The 15,778-nt window shown below is 74.2% G+C and carries 11 protein-coding genes; 3 read left to right on the top strand and 8 right to left on the bottom strand.

Features of this window, described 5'->3' with window-relative positions; all coding sequences use genetic code 11:
• Nucleotides 1-21: 21 nt before the first annotated feature.
• The 8 genes from Aiant_RS35050 to Aiant_RS35015 form a co-directional block, all read right to left on the bottom strand.
• Nucleotides 22-3,036 (bottom strand): ABC transporter permease, encoded by a 3,015-nt coding sequence (locus tag Aiant_RS35050; protein ID WP_189333916.1) that lies wholly within the window; start codon nucleotides 3,034-3,036, stop codon nucleotides 22-24.
• Nucleotides 3,033-5,972 carry an FtsX-like permease family protein gene (locus Aiant_RS35045; RefSeq protein WP_189333915.1) on the bottom strand — a complete coding sequence of 980 codons (2,940 nt, stop codon included), beginning with the start codon at nucleotides 5,970-5,972 and terminating at the stop codon, nucleotides 3,033-3,035. The genes Aiant_RS35050 and Aiant_RS35045 overlap by 4 nt, the downstream gene beginning before the upstream one ends.
• A gap of 71 nt (nucleotides 5,973-6,043) precedes the next feature.
• The gene (locus tag Aiant_RS35040) at nucleotides 6,044-6,976 is read right to left on the bottom strand and encodes a formylglycine-generating enzyme family protein (protein WP_189333914.1); all 933 of its coding nucleotides are present in this window, start codon (nucleotides 6,974-6,976) and stop codon (nucleotides 6,044-6,046) included.
• Between the two features lie 5 nt (nucleotides 6,977-6,981).
• Nucleotides 6,982-8,433, bottom strand: coding sequence for a sulfatase family protein (locus Aiant_RS35035; protein WP_189333913.1), 1,452 nt, complete (start codon nucleotides 8,431-8,433; stop codon nucleotides 6,982-6,984).
• A 14-nt stretch (nucleotides 8,434-8,447) separates the two neighbouring features.
• The gene (locus Aiant_RS35030; RefSeq protein ID WP_189333912.1) at nucleotides 8,448-9,398 is read right to left on the bottom strand and encodes an aliphatic sulfonate ABC transporter substrate-binding protein; all 951 of its coding nucleotides are present in this window, start codon (nucleotides 9,396-9,398) and stop codon (nucleotides 8,448-8,450) included.
• On the bottom strand, nucleotides 9,395-10,150 hold the full coding sequence (locus Aiant_RS35025) for an ABC transporter ATP-binding protein (protein ID WP_189333911.1): 756 nt from the start codon (nucleotides 10,148-10,150) through the stop codon (nucleotides 9,395-9,397). Before Aiant_RS35025 ends, Aiant_RS35030 begins: the two co-directional genes overlap by 4 nt.
• Nucleotides 10,147-10,950 (bottom strand): ABC transporter permease, encoded by an 804-nt coding sequence (locus Aiant_RS35020; RefSeq protein ID WP_189333910.1) that lies wholly within the window; start codon nucleotides 10,948-10,950, stop codon nucleotides 10,147-10,149. Before Aiant_RS35020 ends, Aiant_RS35025 begins: the two co-directional genes overlap by 4 nt.
• Nucleotides 10,947-12,113 carry an ROK family transcriptional regulator gene (locus Aiant_RS35015; protein WP_212846601.1) on the bottom strand — a complete coding sequence of 389 codons (1,167 nt, stop codon included), beginning with the start codon at nucleotides 12,111-12,113 and terminating at the stop codon, nucleotides 10,947-10,949. Before Aiant_RS35015 ends, Aiant_RS35020 begins: the two co-directional genes overlap by 4 nt.
• A gap of 189 nt (nucleotides 12,114-12,302) precedes the next feature.
• Between Aiant_RS35015 and Aiant_RS35010 the strand changes: the two genes are divergently transcribed.
• The 3 genes from Aiant_RS35010 to Aiant_RS35000 all read left to right on the top strand — a co-directional run bounded on the left by Aiant_RS35010 (nucleotide 12,303) and on the right by Aiant_RS35000 (nucleotide 15,658).
• Entirely contained in the window at nucleotides 12,303-13,304 is a 1,002-nt protein-coding gene (locus tag Aiant_RS35010; protein ID WP_189333909.1) for a hypothetical protein, read from the top strand.
• Between the two features lie 49 nt (nucleotides 13,305-13,353).
• Entirely contained in the window at nucleotides 13,354-14,706 is a 1,353-nt protein-coding gene (locus Aiant_RS35005; RefSeq protein WP_189333908.1) for a hypothetical protein, read from the top strand.
• 70 nt (nucleotides 14,707-14,776) lie between these two features.
• Entirely contained in the window at nucleotides 14,777-15,658 is an 882-nt protein-coding gene (locus Aiant_RS35000; protein ID WP_189333907.1) for an LLM class F420-dependent oxidoreductase, read from the top strand.
• The last annotated feature ends 120 nt before the right edge of the window (nucleotides 15,659-15,778 follow it).

The following is a 15,778-nucleotide window of genomic DNA, read 5'->3' as shown; positions in this document are numbered from 1 at the left end:
GGCACGATCACCCCGGGAGGCTCAGCCGATCCGGCGGAGGGTACGCCGACCGGCCAGCAGGGCGGTGCCGCCGAGCACGATCACCAGCACCACCGCGGTCACCACCAGACTGATCACTCCCGGCCACGACGGGCGCGGCAGCGGCGGCGGATCCACCCCGGTCAACGGCAGCGCCCACCCGGTCACCGCCCACCCCGCCAGAGCGATCGCCACCCCCGCCGGGACCGCCGCCACGACCAGCATCGGATAGGCCCACAGCGCGGCGCGGCGCACCTCCCGCCGGCTCAGTCCCTGCGCCCGCAGCGCGGCCAGGTCCTCGGCCTGCCGCTCCCGCCCGGCCCCGGCGGTCAGCACCAGCACTCCGGCGGCCAGCACCACGACCAGGACCGCGACCAGCCCGGCGTAGCCGAGCGCGACCGCCGCACCCTGCCGGTCGAGCCGGCTGGCGACCTGGGCGGCGGCCAGGTCGCGGGTGACCGTCAGGCCGTGCGCGGTGAGCTGGCGCACCACGTCGGGCGGCGCGTCCGCGGCGAGCCACACCTGCCCGGCGAGCGGGGCGGCGTCGGTGGAGATCGGGTCGAGGTAATCCAGGTCGACCAGGACGGCCGGGGCGCCGAGCGACGGGATCGCCGGGAGCCGGCCGGCCACCGTCACCGGGATCGCGCGGAAGTCGAGACCGGACACCGAGCCGGGGACGAAGGTGCCGGTCGCCACCACCGGCAGCGGCCACGGGGTGGCGGCCGGCTGCACCAGCAGGCCCTCCGGGTGACCGTCCAGACTGGTCACCTCGATCCGCAGGCCGTCCGGCGCGGCGCTGAGCCGGCCGCCGGGCGACACCCGCCAGGCGGCCGGGTCGCCGCTGCCCAGGTTGTGCACGGTGATGACGCCGTGGGTGCCCAGCGACTGACCGCCGGAGATCTTCAACGCGTTCAGCCGGCAGCCGCCGTGGCACTGGGGCAGGGCGTATCGGTACGTGTGCGGGCCCGGGACGACGACACCCATCGGGAGCACCGCGTCCGGCCCGCTCCCGTCGACCGGGGTGACGATCATGTCGAGGCTGACCGCCTTGCCGGGCTCGAACTCGGCGGCGGTCAGGTCCAGGGCGATGTCCGAGCCGCCCGGCACCACCAGCGGCCGGGGCGGCTGCGGTCGCAGCGCCCGGCTGATCCGTTCCGCGTCGTCGGCGCCGCCGGGCCAGTTCGCCGTCGCGGCCAGCCGGCGCTCGCCGGTGTCGACCGCCAGCAGCGGCGGTGCGCCGGGGTCCTGCGCGACCGGCACCACGGCCATCGCGAACCGCTGGCCGGGGTCGACCGCCCGGACCGCGGTGACCAGCTGGTTGCGGCTGGTCGCGCCGATCGACAGCACCCGGGCGGCGCCGGTGCCCAGGTCCGCTTCGACCTGCCGGCCCCGGGCGGCCACCTCGGAGGCGGCCACCATGTAGCCGCTCACCGCGACCGCCGCGATCAGCAGCGCCAGCACCCGGCCGGTGGCCGGGCGGCGGGACAGCAGCAGCCCGGTCAGGCCCCGGCCCAGCCGGCCACGGTCCAGCGACCGGTGACCGGACCGAGCCGCCAGCGGGCGCAGGGCGCGGGCCACCAGCAGCGCGGCGGCCAGCATCACCAGGGCCGGGGCGGCCGAGCCGATCCCGGCCAGGTCGCCGCCGCCCAGGGCGAGCTGGGCCGCGGCGCCGGCGGCGAGGGCGGCCAGCAGGACGTCGACGGCTATACCGGCGTACCGGCCGGGCATCGGGGCGCGGCGCAGCAGCTCGGCGACCGGGCGCAGCATCGGGCCGCCCTGGGCGGCCAGCACGGTGATCAGCACCGCGGCGAGCGCGAGCGGGGCGTACCTGAGCGAGGCCGGGTCCGGGTCGGCGCCGACGCCGGGCCAGCGGATCGCGACGACGGCGTCGACCAGCCACTGTCCGGCGAGGACCCCGGCGATCGTGCCGGCCAGCACGGCGACCAGGCTCTCCCCGGACGCCAGCCACCAGCGGTGCGGCAGCCGGGCGCCGCGCAGCGCGATCACCGCCGTCTCCGGGCGGCGGGCCTCGGCGCCGGCCCCGACCGCGAGCAGCACGGCCAGGCAGGCGAGCACGATCAGGGCGACGGCGGGGACCGGGACGATCCGGCGGGCGGCGGCGTGACCCTCGTCGATCCGGGCCATCAGCGCCGGCATCGAGGTCGACAGGTTCAGGGCGTTGCCCGGTCCGCCGGCGCCGGCCGCGCCCAGGTCGGCGACGCCGGACTCCAGGTGGACGAGGGCGTCGCGCAGGGCGGGCAGGCGGTCCACGTCCAGGGCGCCCGGTCCGGCGTACCCGTCGACGCTGAGCTCGGCGTCGCCGTGGTCCATCAGGGAGATCGTGGACAGGCTGGTGAAGGCCGGCTCGCCGGGCCGGCTGCCGCCGGCGACGTCCTCCGGCGCGAAGTAGTCGTGCGTGCCCCAGTACGCCTCGGCCGGATCCGTGACCCGGTAGATCCCGGCGACGAAGAACTTTTTCGCGGCGCCGTCCGCGACGAACTCCAGGGCGTCGGGGTCGGCGTCGAATTTCGCGAACCTCAGCGGCACCGACTGCCCGGCGTGCAGGTGCAGCCGGCGCGCGGCCTGCTCCCCCACCACCAGGTCACTCTCGCCGAGCAGGCACCGACCGGCCACGATCCTCAGGTGGGCGCAGGCGTCCTGCCGGTGCACCAGCCGGGTCCGCACCCGGTCGTCGGTCTCCATGCCGATCACCGGGAACTCGACCGAGTAGACATATCGGAACCCGGGCAGCTCGACCAGGGTGGCGCCGGCGGCGGTCAGATCGACACCGCCCGGCACGTCGCCGCCGGCGCGCCGGTCCCGGTCGGTGGTCCGCATGCTCAGCGCCGTCTCGGCCGGATCGGCCTCGGCGACCTGCCCGGCGGCCACCACCCGGTCGGCGGCGCGCAGGTAGGCGGGCGCCGCCACGGCCGGCGCGACCGCGAAGGCGGCCAGCACGGCGAGCACAATGGCCGGTCCGCGCCGGGCCCAGACCATGGTGAACACCAACGCGATCACTGGGACCTGCCTTTATCACCGAGCATGCCGGTCATCCCGGCCAGCGCGGCCAGGCCGAGCATGGCTGCCAGAGCGGAGAGGAGCAGTGGCTGCCAGCCGAGCACCTCGGGCGGGGGCAGCAGTCGCCAGCCGTCCTCGAAGTACGAGTCCGGCTCACCGGTCAGCCGCCGGGCCAGCAGCGCCGCCAGCACACCCCCGGCGACCCCGCCCGCGGCCAGGATGAACGGCCCCAGATAGCGGCTCGCGGCAGCGGTCGTGGCGGGCAGGCCCTGCACCCGCAGGGCGGCCATCGCGGCCCGCTGCGGCGCCCGGTCGACCGAGGCGGCCACGGCGCACATCGCGGCCGCGGTGAGCACCGCGATCACCGCGCAGAGCAGGGCGAACGACCCGGCCGGCGCGGTGCCCCGGCCGGCTGTCCGGGCGGCGCGCGCGACGGCCGTCTCGTCGCCGAGCACCAGCACCCCGGCGTCCCGCAGCCGGTCGAGCACCACGGCCGGGGCGTCGGCGGTGAGCCAGACCTGGGTGATCCCGGGCGCGCCGGTGTCGGCGGCCACCCGGCGCAGCGCGTCGAAGTCGGTGAGCACCCCGGCGCCGCCGAGGACCGGCAGTGCCGGGAGGGTCGCGGTGATCCGGCCCGGAATCAGGGTGCCGCTCACGTTGAGGGCCGGCTCGGCGAACCGCCACGGCACCGGGCTGGGGCCGGACTGCACCAGCGGCAGCGGGAGCGGGGCGTCGACCGGGAACAACCGGTCACCGCCGGGCTTGCCGCCGCCGTCGCCGGCCGCGACGGCCAGGCCGCCGGGGCCACCGGCCAGGACCAGGCCGGGATCGGTGGCGCCGGTCCGCCACTCGCCGGCGTCGGCGAGCCGGTCCGGGCCGAGCACCTCGGCGTCCGGGCCGCGCTGGACGAGTGAGCGCAGCGTGACCGGCTCCCGGGCCGGGAGGCCGTCCGGGCCGACCGGGGCGGGGATCTGCCACCGGGCCAGCCGGCACCCGCCGGCGCAGCCGGCCAGCGCGGTGGTGACGGTGTGCTCGCCGGGCGGCACCGGCCCGAAACCGGCCTCGACCTTGGCGCCGGTCACCTCGTCGAGCAGGATCAGGTCGACGGTGGCGGGCACCGGGCGGTCGTTGCGGACCCGCAGGACCAGCGCATTTCCGGTGATCAGCGGGACCGGATCGAGTCGTGGCGGTGGCGCCGGGAGCGGGCCGAACTCGGGGCGCCAGGCGCCGACCGCGGCGAGCCGGGCGGTGTCCACGGCCAGCAGCGGCGGGCTGGCCGTCCGGTCGACCGCGGCGGCCATGGCGTACCGCCCTCGCGGGTCGGCGACGGCGACGGCGTGCCGCAGCGCGGTCCAGTTCGCCGCGCGGACGGTGAGCACCCGGGCGGCGCCCAGCTCGGCCTCGGCCCGGGCGGTGTGCGCCGCCCGGTCGGCGGCGGCCGCGCCGGTCGCGGTGATCAGCATCGACACCGCGACGGCCAGCAGGGCGAACACCCGGTCGAGGCCGGCCAGCCGGGACATCCGGACGGCGGTCAGGCCGAGCCGCAGCTGCCCGGCCCGCAGCGCCGCGCTGCCGCCGCGGTCGGCCACCCGGATCAGCAGCCGGGCCAGCAGCACGGTGCCCGCGACCGCGACGGCGAGCGGGGCGATCGCGCCGACCCCGGTGTCCGGGCTGCCGGACCGGGCCTGATAGACGGCCGCCACGGCGACCGCGACCAGCAGGATGTCGGCGAGCAGCGCGGCCCGGCCGGTCCGGGCGGCGGGCAGCTCCCGCTGGAGGGCCACCACCGGGGTACGGATCAGCAGCAGGTCCGCCACGAGCAGGATCACCAGCGCGCCGAGCAGCACACCGGCGACCGCCGCGAGCGACCACCCGCCCGCGGCGAGCGAGCCGCTCCCGGCCAGGATCCGGCCGGCCCCGATCCCGGCGGCCGCGCCGAGCAGCCCACCGGCCAGCAGCGGGCCGGCGTGCTGCCCGGAGAGCAGCACGATCAGGCGTCTCCGGGTGCCGCCGCGCATCTTCAGCAGGGCCGCGTCGCGCCGACGGTCCCGCGCCGTGTAGCGGCCGGCCAGGGCGATCGCGTACCACCCGAGGAGCAGCACCGGGACGACGGCGAGCAGCACCGCGCGCAGCAGCCGGACGCCCGCGTCGGCCAGATCGGCGCGGAGCGGGCCGGTCGGGTCGGTGACCTTGCCGATCGCGCCGGAGCGGGCGACCAGGTCGCCCAGGTCGTAGCCGCCGTCGCCGCGCAGCAGCGGCACCGGGACCTCGGCGGACCAGGTGAAGACCGGCTCGCCGAGCGGGCTGCCGGTGAACGTGCGCGGCACCGTGAAGATCGGGTCGAGGCCGCTGTCCACCTTGAACAGCGAGTCGGCCCAGTATCCGCCGGCCGGATCGGCGATCTCGTAGAGCGCGGTGACCCGCATCGGCACGCGGGTGGCCTTGACGTCGGAGCTGGCCCGGACGGTGATGGTGGCGCCCGGCCGGACGCCGAGCCGGTCGGCGACGGCCCGGGTGATCGCGGCGTCGCCGGCCTGGGCCGGGCACGTGCCGGTCAGCCGGACCCGCTCGCAGAAGCCGGCCCGATAGTCGACGTTGACCCGGTCCGGCACCCCGGCCGGGTCGAGGACGGTCATCGCCCGGCTCAGGCCGAGCGCGCCGTCCGCCCCGGGCATCGGCAGGCTCCGCCCGACGGTCTCGCCGAAGGCGTCGAGCGCGGCCTCCGGGTCGACGCCGGTGTCGCTGTCCCAGTGCACGGTCACGGTGCGCTCGGCGGCCGGGACGGTGCCGGCGGTGACCGCGGCGGCCCGGCCGGACTCGGACAGCGCGTACCACGGCGCGGCGGCGGCCGCGGCGGCCGGCAGCGCGGTGAGGATGATCAGCGTGAACGTCTGCGCGGCCCGGGAGCGCACCGCGGCCCAGAGGATCGTGAACATGCCCCGTCTCACCCCCTGGGACTCAGCCTCGCGCCCGGGCGGCTGCGGCGCATGCCCCAAGGGTCAGACCGTTATCCCTCTGATATGGACTGTGCCACGGTCCGGAAACCCATGTTGCCGGTCGACGAGTCCGGGGTGTTCGAGGACCGGGCCGCGTTGCGGTAGCGGTTGCAGTAGGAGTCGTGGCACAGGTACGACCCGCCGCGGATCACCCGGGCCGCGCCGAGCGCCGGGCCCCGCGGGTCGCCGATCGGCGAGGTGGCGTAGTAGCGGGGCGAGAACCAGTCGTGCACCCACTCCCACACGTTGCCGACGCACTGGTACAACCCGTACGCGTTGGGCGCGAAAGTCCGCACCGGCGCCGTCGTGACATACCTGTCCGCCGCGGTGTTCCGCCCCGGGAACTCGCCCTGCCAGATGTTGCAGAGCCAGTCGTCCTCCGGCAGCTCGTCGCCCCACGGGTACCGCCGGGACGCCAGGCCCCCGCGGGCCGCGCACTCCCACTCCGCCTCGGACGGCAGCCGGCGCCCCGCCCAGGCGCAGTACGCCTGAGCGTCGTTCCAGCTCACGTGCACCACCGGGTGATCGTCGGCGGCGGTCGAGGACGGCCCTCCCGGGTGCGCCCAGTCGGCCCCGGCGACGCCGAGCCACCACGGTGTCCCGGCCATCTCGCCGGCGATCCGGTCCGGGTCGGTGACGGCCAGGTGGAAGACGGCGGACCAGCCGTACCGCTCGGCGTCGGTGCGGAAGCCGGTGGCGGCCACGAACGCCCGGAAGTCGGCGACCGTGACCGAGGTGGCGTCGATGCTGAACCCGGGGACGGTGACCGGGTGCACCGGCTGCTCGCCGTCGGCCGGGATGCCGTCGCCGTGCGCGTCGCCCATCGCGAACGTCTGGCCGGGTACGACGACCTGCGCGACGCCGTGCGGACCCGCGCCGGGGACCGGCGCCGGCACGACGGCCAGGCCGGGCCGGTCCTCGGCCGAGGGAGTGCAACAATTCATGACCGCTAGGATAGGTAGGATTGGTCGTCGAGACCGCTCAGGGTCGGATCGTGGTCCACCGCGCCGACCGGGTACATCGACGTCATCCAGTGATAGAAGTTGTCGTCCCGCTCCACCAGCAGGGTGTACAGCCGCTGGAGCATCCGCTCCCGGACCGGCGCCGTCTCCGGGTGGCGATAGATGTTGATCAGCTCGTCCGGGTCGCGCTCCAGGTCGTAGAGCTCGTTCACCGACTCCGGGTTGACGACCAGCTTGTAACGGTCGTCGCGGAGCATCCGCTGCGGGTACGGGAAGTGGTGCCCGTGGAACTCGCAGACGATGTCCGGCTGCCAGTCCGGGGTCTCGCCCCGCACCAGCGGCGCCAGGCTGCGCGAGTCGACCGCCGGGGCGGGGTCGACGCCGGCCAGGTCCAGGATGGTGGCCGTGCAGTCGAGCAGGCTGACGAACTCGTTGCGGACCTGGGAGGGCGCCCCCGGCGTCCGGATAATCCCCGGTGTTCGGTAAATATCCTCATACATCGCTGGGCCCTTGTCGTGCAGCCGGTGCGCGCCGGTGAACTCGCCGTGGTCACAGGTGAAGAAGACGGTGGTCTTGTCCCCCTGATCGAGATCATCGAGGGCGCCGAGGATCCGGCCGACCTCATGGTCGATCATCGACACGTAACCCCAGTACACCGCGATCAGCTTCCGGGTGACCTCGATCGGCATCGTGTCGAAGGTCCAGTGCGCGCTGTAGTTCCGCTGCACCGCAGGCTTGCCCTCGAACGTCTCCGCGATCGACTTGGGCAGCTCCACGACAGCGGGGTCGATCAGGTCGAAGTACTCGTCCGGCACGATGTACGGCAGGTGCGGCCCGAAGAAGTGGGTGGCGAGGTAGAAGGGGCGATCCTCCCCGGCATATCGCTGGAGAAGCTCGATGGTCCGGGTGGCGAGGTAGTGCTCGAAGGTCGCCTCCACCGGCTGCCGCAGCCGCGCGGCGAGCAGATTCCCCGGCCCGCCGTTGGGCAGCGTCCCCCTGATCCGATCGTGGATCTCATAAGGCGGAAGGTCGTTCTCCTTGAGATACGCCAGGTAGTCCGGGTGCTCGACCGGGTTGTGCCACCCCGGCAGGTGCGGCCCGTCGAACCCGTAGTCCGCCGGCGTCGCCGCCGTGCTCGCGTGCCACTTCCCGAGCAGCCCGCAGTTGTACCCCCGCTCCCGCAACGCGAGCCCGAAGGTGAACGCCGACGCCGGCAGATCCTCCTGATATCCCACGTTCCGCTCCTGGTTGGCCAGGACCTTGTGCCGGAACGGCGCCTGCCCGGTCAGCAGGCTCGCCCGCGCCGGCGTGCAGATCGCGGTCGGTGTGTACCACCGGTCGAACCGCGTCCCGCTCGCCGCGAGCCGGTCCAGGTTGGGGGTGCTGACGTGCGGGTTCCCGTACGCCCCGAGCGTGTCCACCCGGTGCTGATCGGTCATCAGGAACAGGAAGTTCACTTCGCGGCGGTCCCGACGTAGTAGGTGGCCGGGTCCGGGTTGGACGGCAGCTTGCCGGCCGTCACGAAGTACTCGCCCAGCCCGCTGAGCCACTTCTTCGCCGTCGCGTCGTCGGTCGAGCCGTCCAGCATCTTGCTGTTCGCCGCGTCCGCCTTGACCGCGTCCACCGGTTGCTTGTTCAGCGCGGCGACCAGTTGCGCCGTCTCGTCCGGGTGCGCCGCCCGGTAGGCCATCGCCTCGTGCAGCACGGCCAGCACCTTGCCGGTCCTGGCGGCGTCACCGGCCGCGGCGTTGCTGCCGATGAACGCGGTGGGAAACGCCATGGTGTCCGCGAAGTCGGCGTCCTTGGCCAGCTCGACCAGGTCCGGCTTCTTCGCCTTGATGTTGTTGAGCAGCGGGTACCAGATGCCGGCCGCGTCGATCTGCCCGGCGCCGAAGGCCGAGACGATGGTGGCCGCGTCCATCGGCACGCGCTGGATGTCGGAGTTCTTCAGGCCGGCCTTCTGGAGCGCCAGGGTGAGGATCATGTCGCCCGAGGTGCCCTCCGGGACGCCCACCTTCTTGCCCTTGAGCTGGCTCAGGTCGGTGATCCCGGCCCGCGCGATCACCCGGTCGGCGTTGCCCAGCGAGTTCAGCGCGACGATCTTCGCCTTGCCGGAGGCGGGCAGCCAGACCGCGCCCGGGCCGATGTAGCCGTAGTCGAGGTCGCCGGCGTTCATCGCGGTCACCTGCAGCGGACCGTTGGTGAACACCTTGGTGCTCACCTCGAGACCCTGCTTGGCCCAGAGCTTCTGGTCCTGCGCGACAGCCAGAAGGCTCGTACCGTTGTAGTCGGCGATGTAGCCAAAGGTGACTTTTTCTGATGATTTTTCGCCCGCGGCGTCGTCGCCGCAGGCGGCGACGAACAGCAGAGACGCTGCGGACAGGGCCGCGACAAGCTTTTTCACGGTACGAGCTCCTGGTGATGGACCGCGCTCCACACGCGATGGCGCAGAGCGGTGAACTGTGGGCTGAGACGGATCTCTTCGGTACGGGGGTAGGGCAGGTCGACGTCGACGATCTCGGCGATCCGGCCGGGCCGGGCGGCCATCACGACCACCCGGTTGGCCAGGAAGACCGCCTCGTCGACGTCGTGGGTGATGAACACGACGGTGCGTTTCTCCCGGCTCCAGGTGGCCAGCAGCTGCTCCTGGAGCCGGACCCGGGTCAGCGCGTCGACCGCGCCGAACGGCTCGTCCATCAGCAGGATCGACGGGTCGACCGCGTAGGCGCGGGCGATCGCCACCCGCTGCTTCATCCCGCCGGACAGCGTCTTGGGCAGCGCGTCGGCGAACTCGGTCAGTCCGACCAGCGCGATGAAGTGGTCGGCGATCCGCCTCCGCTCCGCCGCCGGGACGCCCTTCTCGCGCAGGCCGAACTCGACGTTCTTGCGGACGGTGAGCCACGGGAACAGGGCGTACTGCTGGAAGATCACACCGCGATCCGGGCCGGGCCCGTCCACCGGCCGGCCGCCGACCAGCGCCCGCCCGGAGGTCGGCGTCTCCAGCCCGGCGAGGATGTTCATCAGCGTGGTCTTGCCGCAACCGGACGGTCCGACGACGGTGACGAACTCGTTGTTCCCGATCCGCAGCGAGACGTCGCCCAGGGCGACGAAGTCCTTCGGCGGGTAGACCTTGCCGACGTGCTCCAGCGTGATCATCGGGTCTCCTGCCAGGACGTGAGGCGGCGTTCGGCGAGCAGCAGGACGCGGTCCATCAGCAGGCCGAGCACGCCGATGGTGAGCAGCCCGACGAAGATGGTCGGCAGGTCGTAGTAGAGCTGCGCGCTCTGCATCCGGTAACCGAGGCCCTGCTGGGCCGCGATCAGCTCGGCGGCGACCAGGGTGGCCCACGACGAGCCCAGCCCGATCCGCATCCCGACCAGGATGAACGGCGACGACGCCGGGATCACCACGCGGGCGAGGATGGTGTGGTCGCGGGCGCCCAGCACCCGGGCCGCGTTGATCAGCGTGCGATCCACGGTGAGCACGCCCTGGAGGGTGGCGATCACACAGGACAGGAACGCGGCCAGGAAGATCACGAAGATCTTCGGGGTCTCCTCGATGCCCATCAGCACGATCGCGAGCGGGATCAGGGCCAACGGCGGAATGGTCCGGAAGAACTGGATCCACGGCTCGATCAGGGCGCGGACCGGGGCGTACCAGCCCATCAGGAAACCGATCGGCACGGCCAGCCCGACGCCGAGGCCGAATCCGATCAGCACCCGTCGCAGGCTCGCCAGGATGTCGGCGCCGAGCGTCCCGTCCTCGATCAGCTCGATCGCCCGGTTCAGCACCACCACCGGCGCCGGGATGTCCAGGCCGGTCAGCGACAGCCCCCACCAGACACCCACCCCGGCCACGATCGAGATCAAGGTCAAGACCGTTTTCGGTACGACCGGCCGGCGCTTGCCCGGCGCCCGCGGGGCGGTCACCCTGGTGTCCGCGCGTACCAAGGTCATCGGGTACTCCGTTCGAGATTCGCATATCCGGCCAGCAGCGGGGACTGCCGGTAGAGAGCGGCGACCGCCCCGCGCGCCCCGTCGTCGTCACCCAGGCGCGCGGCCCGGACCAGCGGGCCGTCGCCGGTCCGGCCGATCCCGGCGACGTCGTGCCCGGCCGGGATCCGTCCGGCCGCCACCACCTCGGCGGCCCGGTCGACGATCGCCGGGACCGCGCGCGGCAGGCTGCCGCCGATCACGATCAGCTCCGGGTCGAGGATCAGCGCGGCCGACGCGAGCACCTGCCCGACCGCCGTGCCGACCCGGTCCATGGCCGCCGCGACCGGCGGCTCGAACCGCCGGGCCCGCAGTGTGTCCAGGTCGTCGACGCCGGCCGCGGCCAGCGCCGGGCCGACCGATGCGACCGTCTCCAGGCAGCCGCGCTTGCCGCAGCGGCAGGGCGCGCCGCCCGGCTCGGCGAGCACGTGCCCGAACTCGCCGGCCGCTCCCCCGGCCCCGGCCACCAGACGCCCGCCGACCACCAGGCCGCCGCCGATCCCGGCGGCCAGCCGGATGTAGAGCACGTCGCGCGCGGCGGTGGTGCCGGCCTCGGCCAGCGCCGCGAACCGGGTGTTGTTGTCCACCAGCACCGGCGCGCCGAACCGCTCCCGGAACACCGCGGAGACGTCAGCGCGGGCGGTGTCCGCCGGATACGGCCCGGTCACCCCGACGCCGACCGCCTGCAACGCGGAGAGGCCGAGGCCCTGCTCCCGGCCGAGCCGGTCGATCAGACCGAGGGCGGCGCGGATCCGGGCCGGCAGCGAGGTCCTCGCGGGGTACGGCGTGACCCCGCTCGCGATGATCTCGTGGGCCGCGTCGGTGACCACGGCCCGCACCCGGGTGTGCCCGAGGTCGACGCCGAGGAACTGGCCGGAGCGCGGATCGAGGGCGAGCAGCTCGGCCGGGCGGCCGCTGCCGGCCCGCTGGTGGGCGTCGGTGGTCACCTTCACGATCGCCCCGCGGCCCAGCAGGTCGCCGGTGATCTCGGAGAGCGTGGTGCGGGACAGGCCCGAGCGGGCCGCGATCTGTGCCCGGCTCAGGGTTCCGTGCTCGCGAAGGATGGCCAGCACGCGCTCCTCGTGAGCGCGTCTGACCAGCGCGTGGACGCCAACTGTTCCGGACACGCGGCCATTGTCGGCAGCCTCCAATTTTTCCGTCAACGATCCGGCAGAATTATCTCTCCAAAACCAGTAGGAGAACTTCCTCAGATGGCGCGCGCCGGGGCCGCCATCCGCCGTTCGTTCATCCCATGTGCTAATTCCGGACCCGGAACGGGGCACCACGGCGGGCGATGGTGATGCCACCCTGTGTCGATGTCCGCACCCCGTCACAGCGCACGGCCCGCCGTCCGTACCGCTCCCCCGGGCGACACGCCACGGTGGACGGATCCCGCCGCGTCCCGGCCCGGGCAGACGATCTGGCAGTTCCTCTCGCTGTGGATCCTGGGCGGCTGCGTCCCACTGGTGCTGACCGGCATGGCCCGCGGCTTCAAGCTCGGCGGCACCGGCGCGACGGTGGCGACCGTGGCGCTGCTCGCGGTGGCCGCGCTGGTCTTCCTCGGCCTGCTCGTCCTGCTGGTGCGGGCCACGCCGGTGGTCACCCCGCTGGGCGCCACCCCGGCCCGGCGGCTGATCTGGGCCCTGCTGGTGGCCGGCCTCGGCGCGCTCACCTGGCTGGCCGGCCGGGCGGTGGCCGACGCGCACGGCCTGGCGTTCATGCACGACGGCCGGCTCACCGTGTTCCTCGGCGGCGCCCTGATCATCCCGGTCGCGGCGCTGCTGGCCCGCGGCTGGTGGCTGCGCACCCCGGCCGCCCTGGTGCTGGTGGCGCTGGCCGGCGCCGGCCTGCTGGCGCTGCGCGACAACGGCCCGAGCGACGGCGACCACCGGGTGGACCGGCTCAACGCGCTCCCGGTCCAGGCCTGGGTGGTCGACGTGCCCGGTTACCGGCGCAACCGGCAGACCTTCGGTCTGGGCGACGGCGGCGACGAGTACTCTCCGGCCGGCGCGGGCGGCCACCTCCACCTGGTCGCCGCCCCGGTGGACGCGGCCTGCGAGCTGCTCGACTGCGAGGACGCGGACGAGGACGCCCGCCAGGCCCGCCTCGAGCCGGGTGCCGGCCCGGCCGCGGTGATCCGCCGCGGCGAGGTCTACCTGCGGCTCACCGGCGACCGCGGCGTCGACGGCACGATCCTGGTCCAGGCCCTCGACCAGTCCCGCCCGGCCACCGAGTCCGAGCTGGTCGCCAACCTGCCCGAGGCGCCCGGAGTGACCCTCACCGAGCACCTCCGCAGCCTGCTCCGCCGGCACACCTGACACACCGTCGCGGGTCACCGATGTGCGCCCGGGTGCCAGGATGTCGGGAATGGACGACGAGCCCGTGGCCGGGCCGGGTGCCCGGGTCGCCGGGCAGCTGGTCGCGGTGTGGTTGTTCGGGGCGATCGCACCGCTGGTGAGCGGCGGGTTCCTGCTCGCGGCCGTCTGGGGCGGCGGCCCGGCCGCGCAGGTGCTGGCGCCGGTGGTGCTGGCCGCCGACGTCGGCGTGCTGTTCCTGATCGCCCGGCTCACCCGGGAGGCGACCTGGCTGGGCGCGACGACCGGGCGGCTGATGCTCTGGGCCGTGCTGGTGGCCGGGCTCGGCGCGGCGCTCTGGGGCCTGGGCTGGGGGGTCAGCGACGCCGCCGGACTCGGCCTGTCCCGCGGCGACCTCGGCATCCTGCTCTTCGGTGGTCTGGCGTTCGCGCTGATCGCCGGCCTGCTGGCGAGGCCGTGGCCGGTGCCGGTCGCCGCCGCGGTGCTGCTGACCGTGCTGGCCGCGGCGGGCCTGCTGGGACTGCGCGCGTCCGCGCCGGACGACCTGACCGAACGGCTCGCGCACGCCGGCAAGCAGCGCGACGAGTTCTGGGCCGTCCAGATCCCCGGATACCGCCCGGTGGGCGCGGTGGCCTACGGCCCGTGGGCCGGCGGCGGCGAGTTCGAGCCGGTCGACCCGGCGCTGATCCCGCCGGTGCGCTTCTACACCGTCCACACGCAGCCGTTCGAGCCGGCCGGCCACCCGTGGACCTGCGCCGGCACCGCCGGGTACGCGACGCGGTCCGGCGCGTTCACCACCACCGTCGGCACGTGCGCGGCGGAGCCCGGCGGCCTGCTCCACCTGACGTCCGACAGCGGCGGGAGCCACGGCTACCTGCGCCGCGCCGGGGCCACGCTGATCACCGTGGAGGGCGTCGACACGGTGGACCGGGCCACGCTGCGGGCGGCCGTCCGCGCCGCCCGGCCGGCGAGCGCCGCCGAGCTCAGGGTCCACCCGGCCGCGGGCGACATGCCGTTCGTCGCGCCGGCGACCGGTTACCGCTTGCAGGGCTTCAGCGAGCGTGGCGCCACCTACGAGCCCGCCGACGGCATCAGCGGCATCGAGGACGCGATGATCGGCCTCCAGGTCCGCTCGGTCACCGCGCCGTCCGTCTGCCCCCTGGACTACACGTGCACCACGGAGCCGGACGGGCTGATCTATCAGCGGGCGCGGGGCTGGCACGCCTACGTGCAGCAGCGCTCGCCCCACCTCGTCGAGGTCCACGGCGGCCTCGCCGTGGACCGGTCCCGCCTCCGGGACGCGGTCCTCGCCGCCCGTCCCGCCACCGATGCCGAACTGCGGGCGCTCCTGCCGGAGCCGGCGCCCCGGGGCCCGATCGACGGTCTCCGCCGCCGCCTGCGCTGAGGGCAGCGGGATGGTGCTCCGGGCGTACGGTAAGGAATTTTGATCTTGTCGGGGTCGGTAGGTTGTTTGCATGAGCATCAAGTTCGGCATTTTCGTGCCGCAGGGCTGGCGGATGGACCTGGTCGAGATCGACGATCCGGTCGAGCAGTACGAGGCGATGACCGCCGTGGCCAAGCTGGCCGACGCGGGGCCCTGGGATTCGGTGTGGGTGTACGACCACTTCCACACCGTGCCGGAGCCGACGATCAACACCACGTTCGAGGCGTGGACGGTGAGCGCGACGCTGGCGCGGGACACCAGCCGGGTCAAAATCGGACAGATGGTGGGGTGCAACGGGTACCGGCAGCCGTCCCTGTACGCCAAGATCGCGTCGACCGTGGACGTGGCCAGCCACGGCCGGCTGTATGCCGGGCTGGGCGCCGGGTGGTACGAGCACGAGTGGAAGGCCTACGGCTACGAGTGGGCGGACGTGCCGGAGCGGATGCGGGCGTTCCGGGAGGCCGTGGAGATCGTGCACCGGATGTGGACCGAGGAGACGCCGGTCTTTCAGGGCAAGCACTACCGGATCGACGGGGCGATCAACCAGCCGAAGGGCGCCGGGCAGCGCAAGCCGGACCTGTGGCTGGGCGGCGGTGGCGAGAAGGTGACGCTGAAGCTGGTCGCGAAGTACGCGGACGGCTGCAACGTGGGCGGCGGCGACCCGGAGCTGATCACGCAGAAGCTGGACGTGCTGCGCCGGCACTGCGACGAGCAGGGCACCGATTACGACCGGATCGCCAAGTCGACCAGCCTGCACCTGGAGCCGGGCGAGTCGATCGCGTCGATCCGCTCGCGGGTGGAGCGGATCGCCGAGGCCGGGGCGGACTACGTGATCGCCTACATCCCGCGGGTGGCGTATGAGCACGAGCCGCTGCTCGCGTTCGCCGAAGAGGTCATCCCGCAGTTCTCCTGAGCGACTCCCCTGAGCGGCTCCGGACGGCTCTCCCGAGCGGCCCCGGACGGCTCTCCCGAGCGGCCCCGGGCGGCTCTCCCGAGCGGCTCCGGACGGCTCTCCAGCGGCTTCCGAGCCGCT

It is taken from the genome of Actinoplanes ianthinogenes (genome assembly GCF_018324205.1).
Classification (GTDB): domain Bacteria; phylum Actinomycetota; class Actinomycetes; order Mycobacteriales; family Micromonosporaceae; genus Actinoplanes; species Actinoplanes ianthinogenes.
The sequence above is the reverse complement of the archived record's forward strand: the minus strand, read 5'-3'. Positions and strand labels throughout refer to the sequence as shown.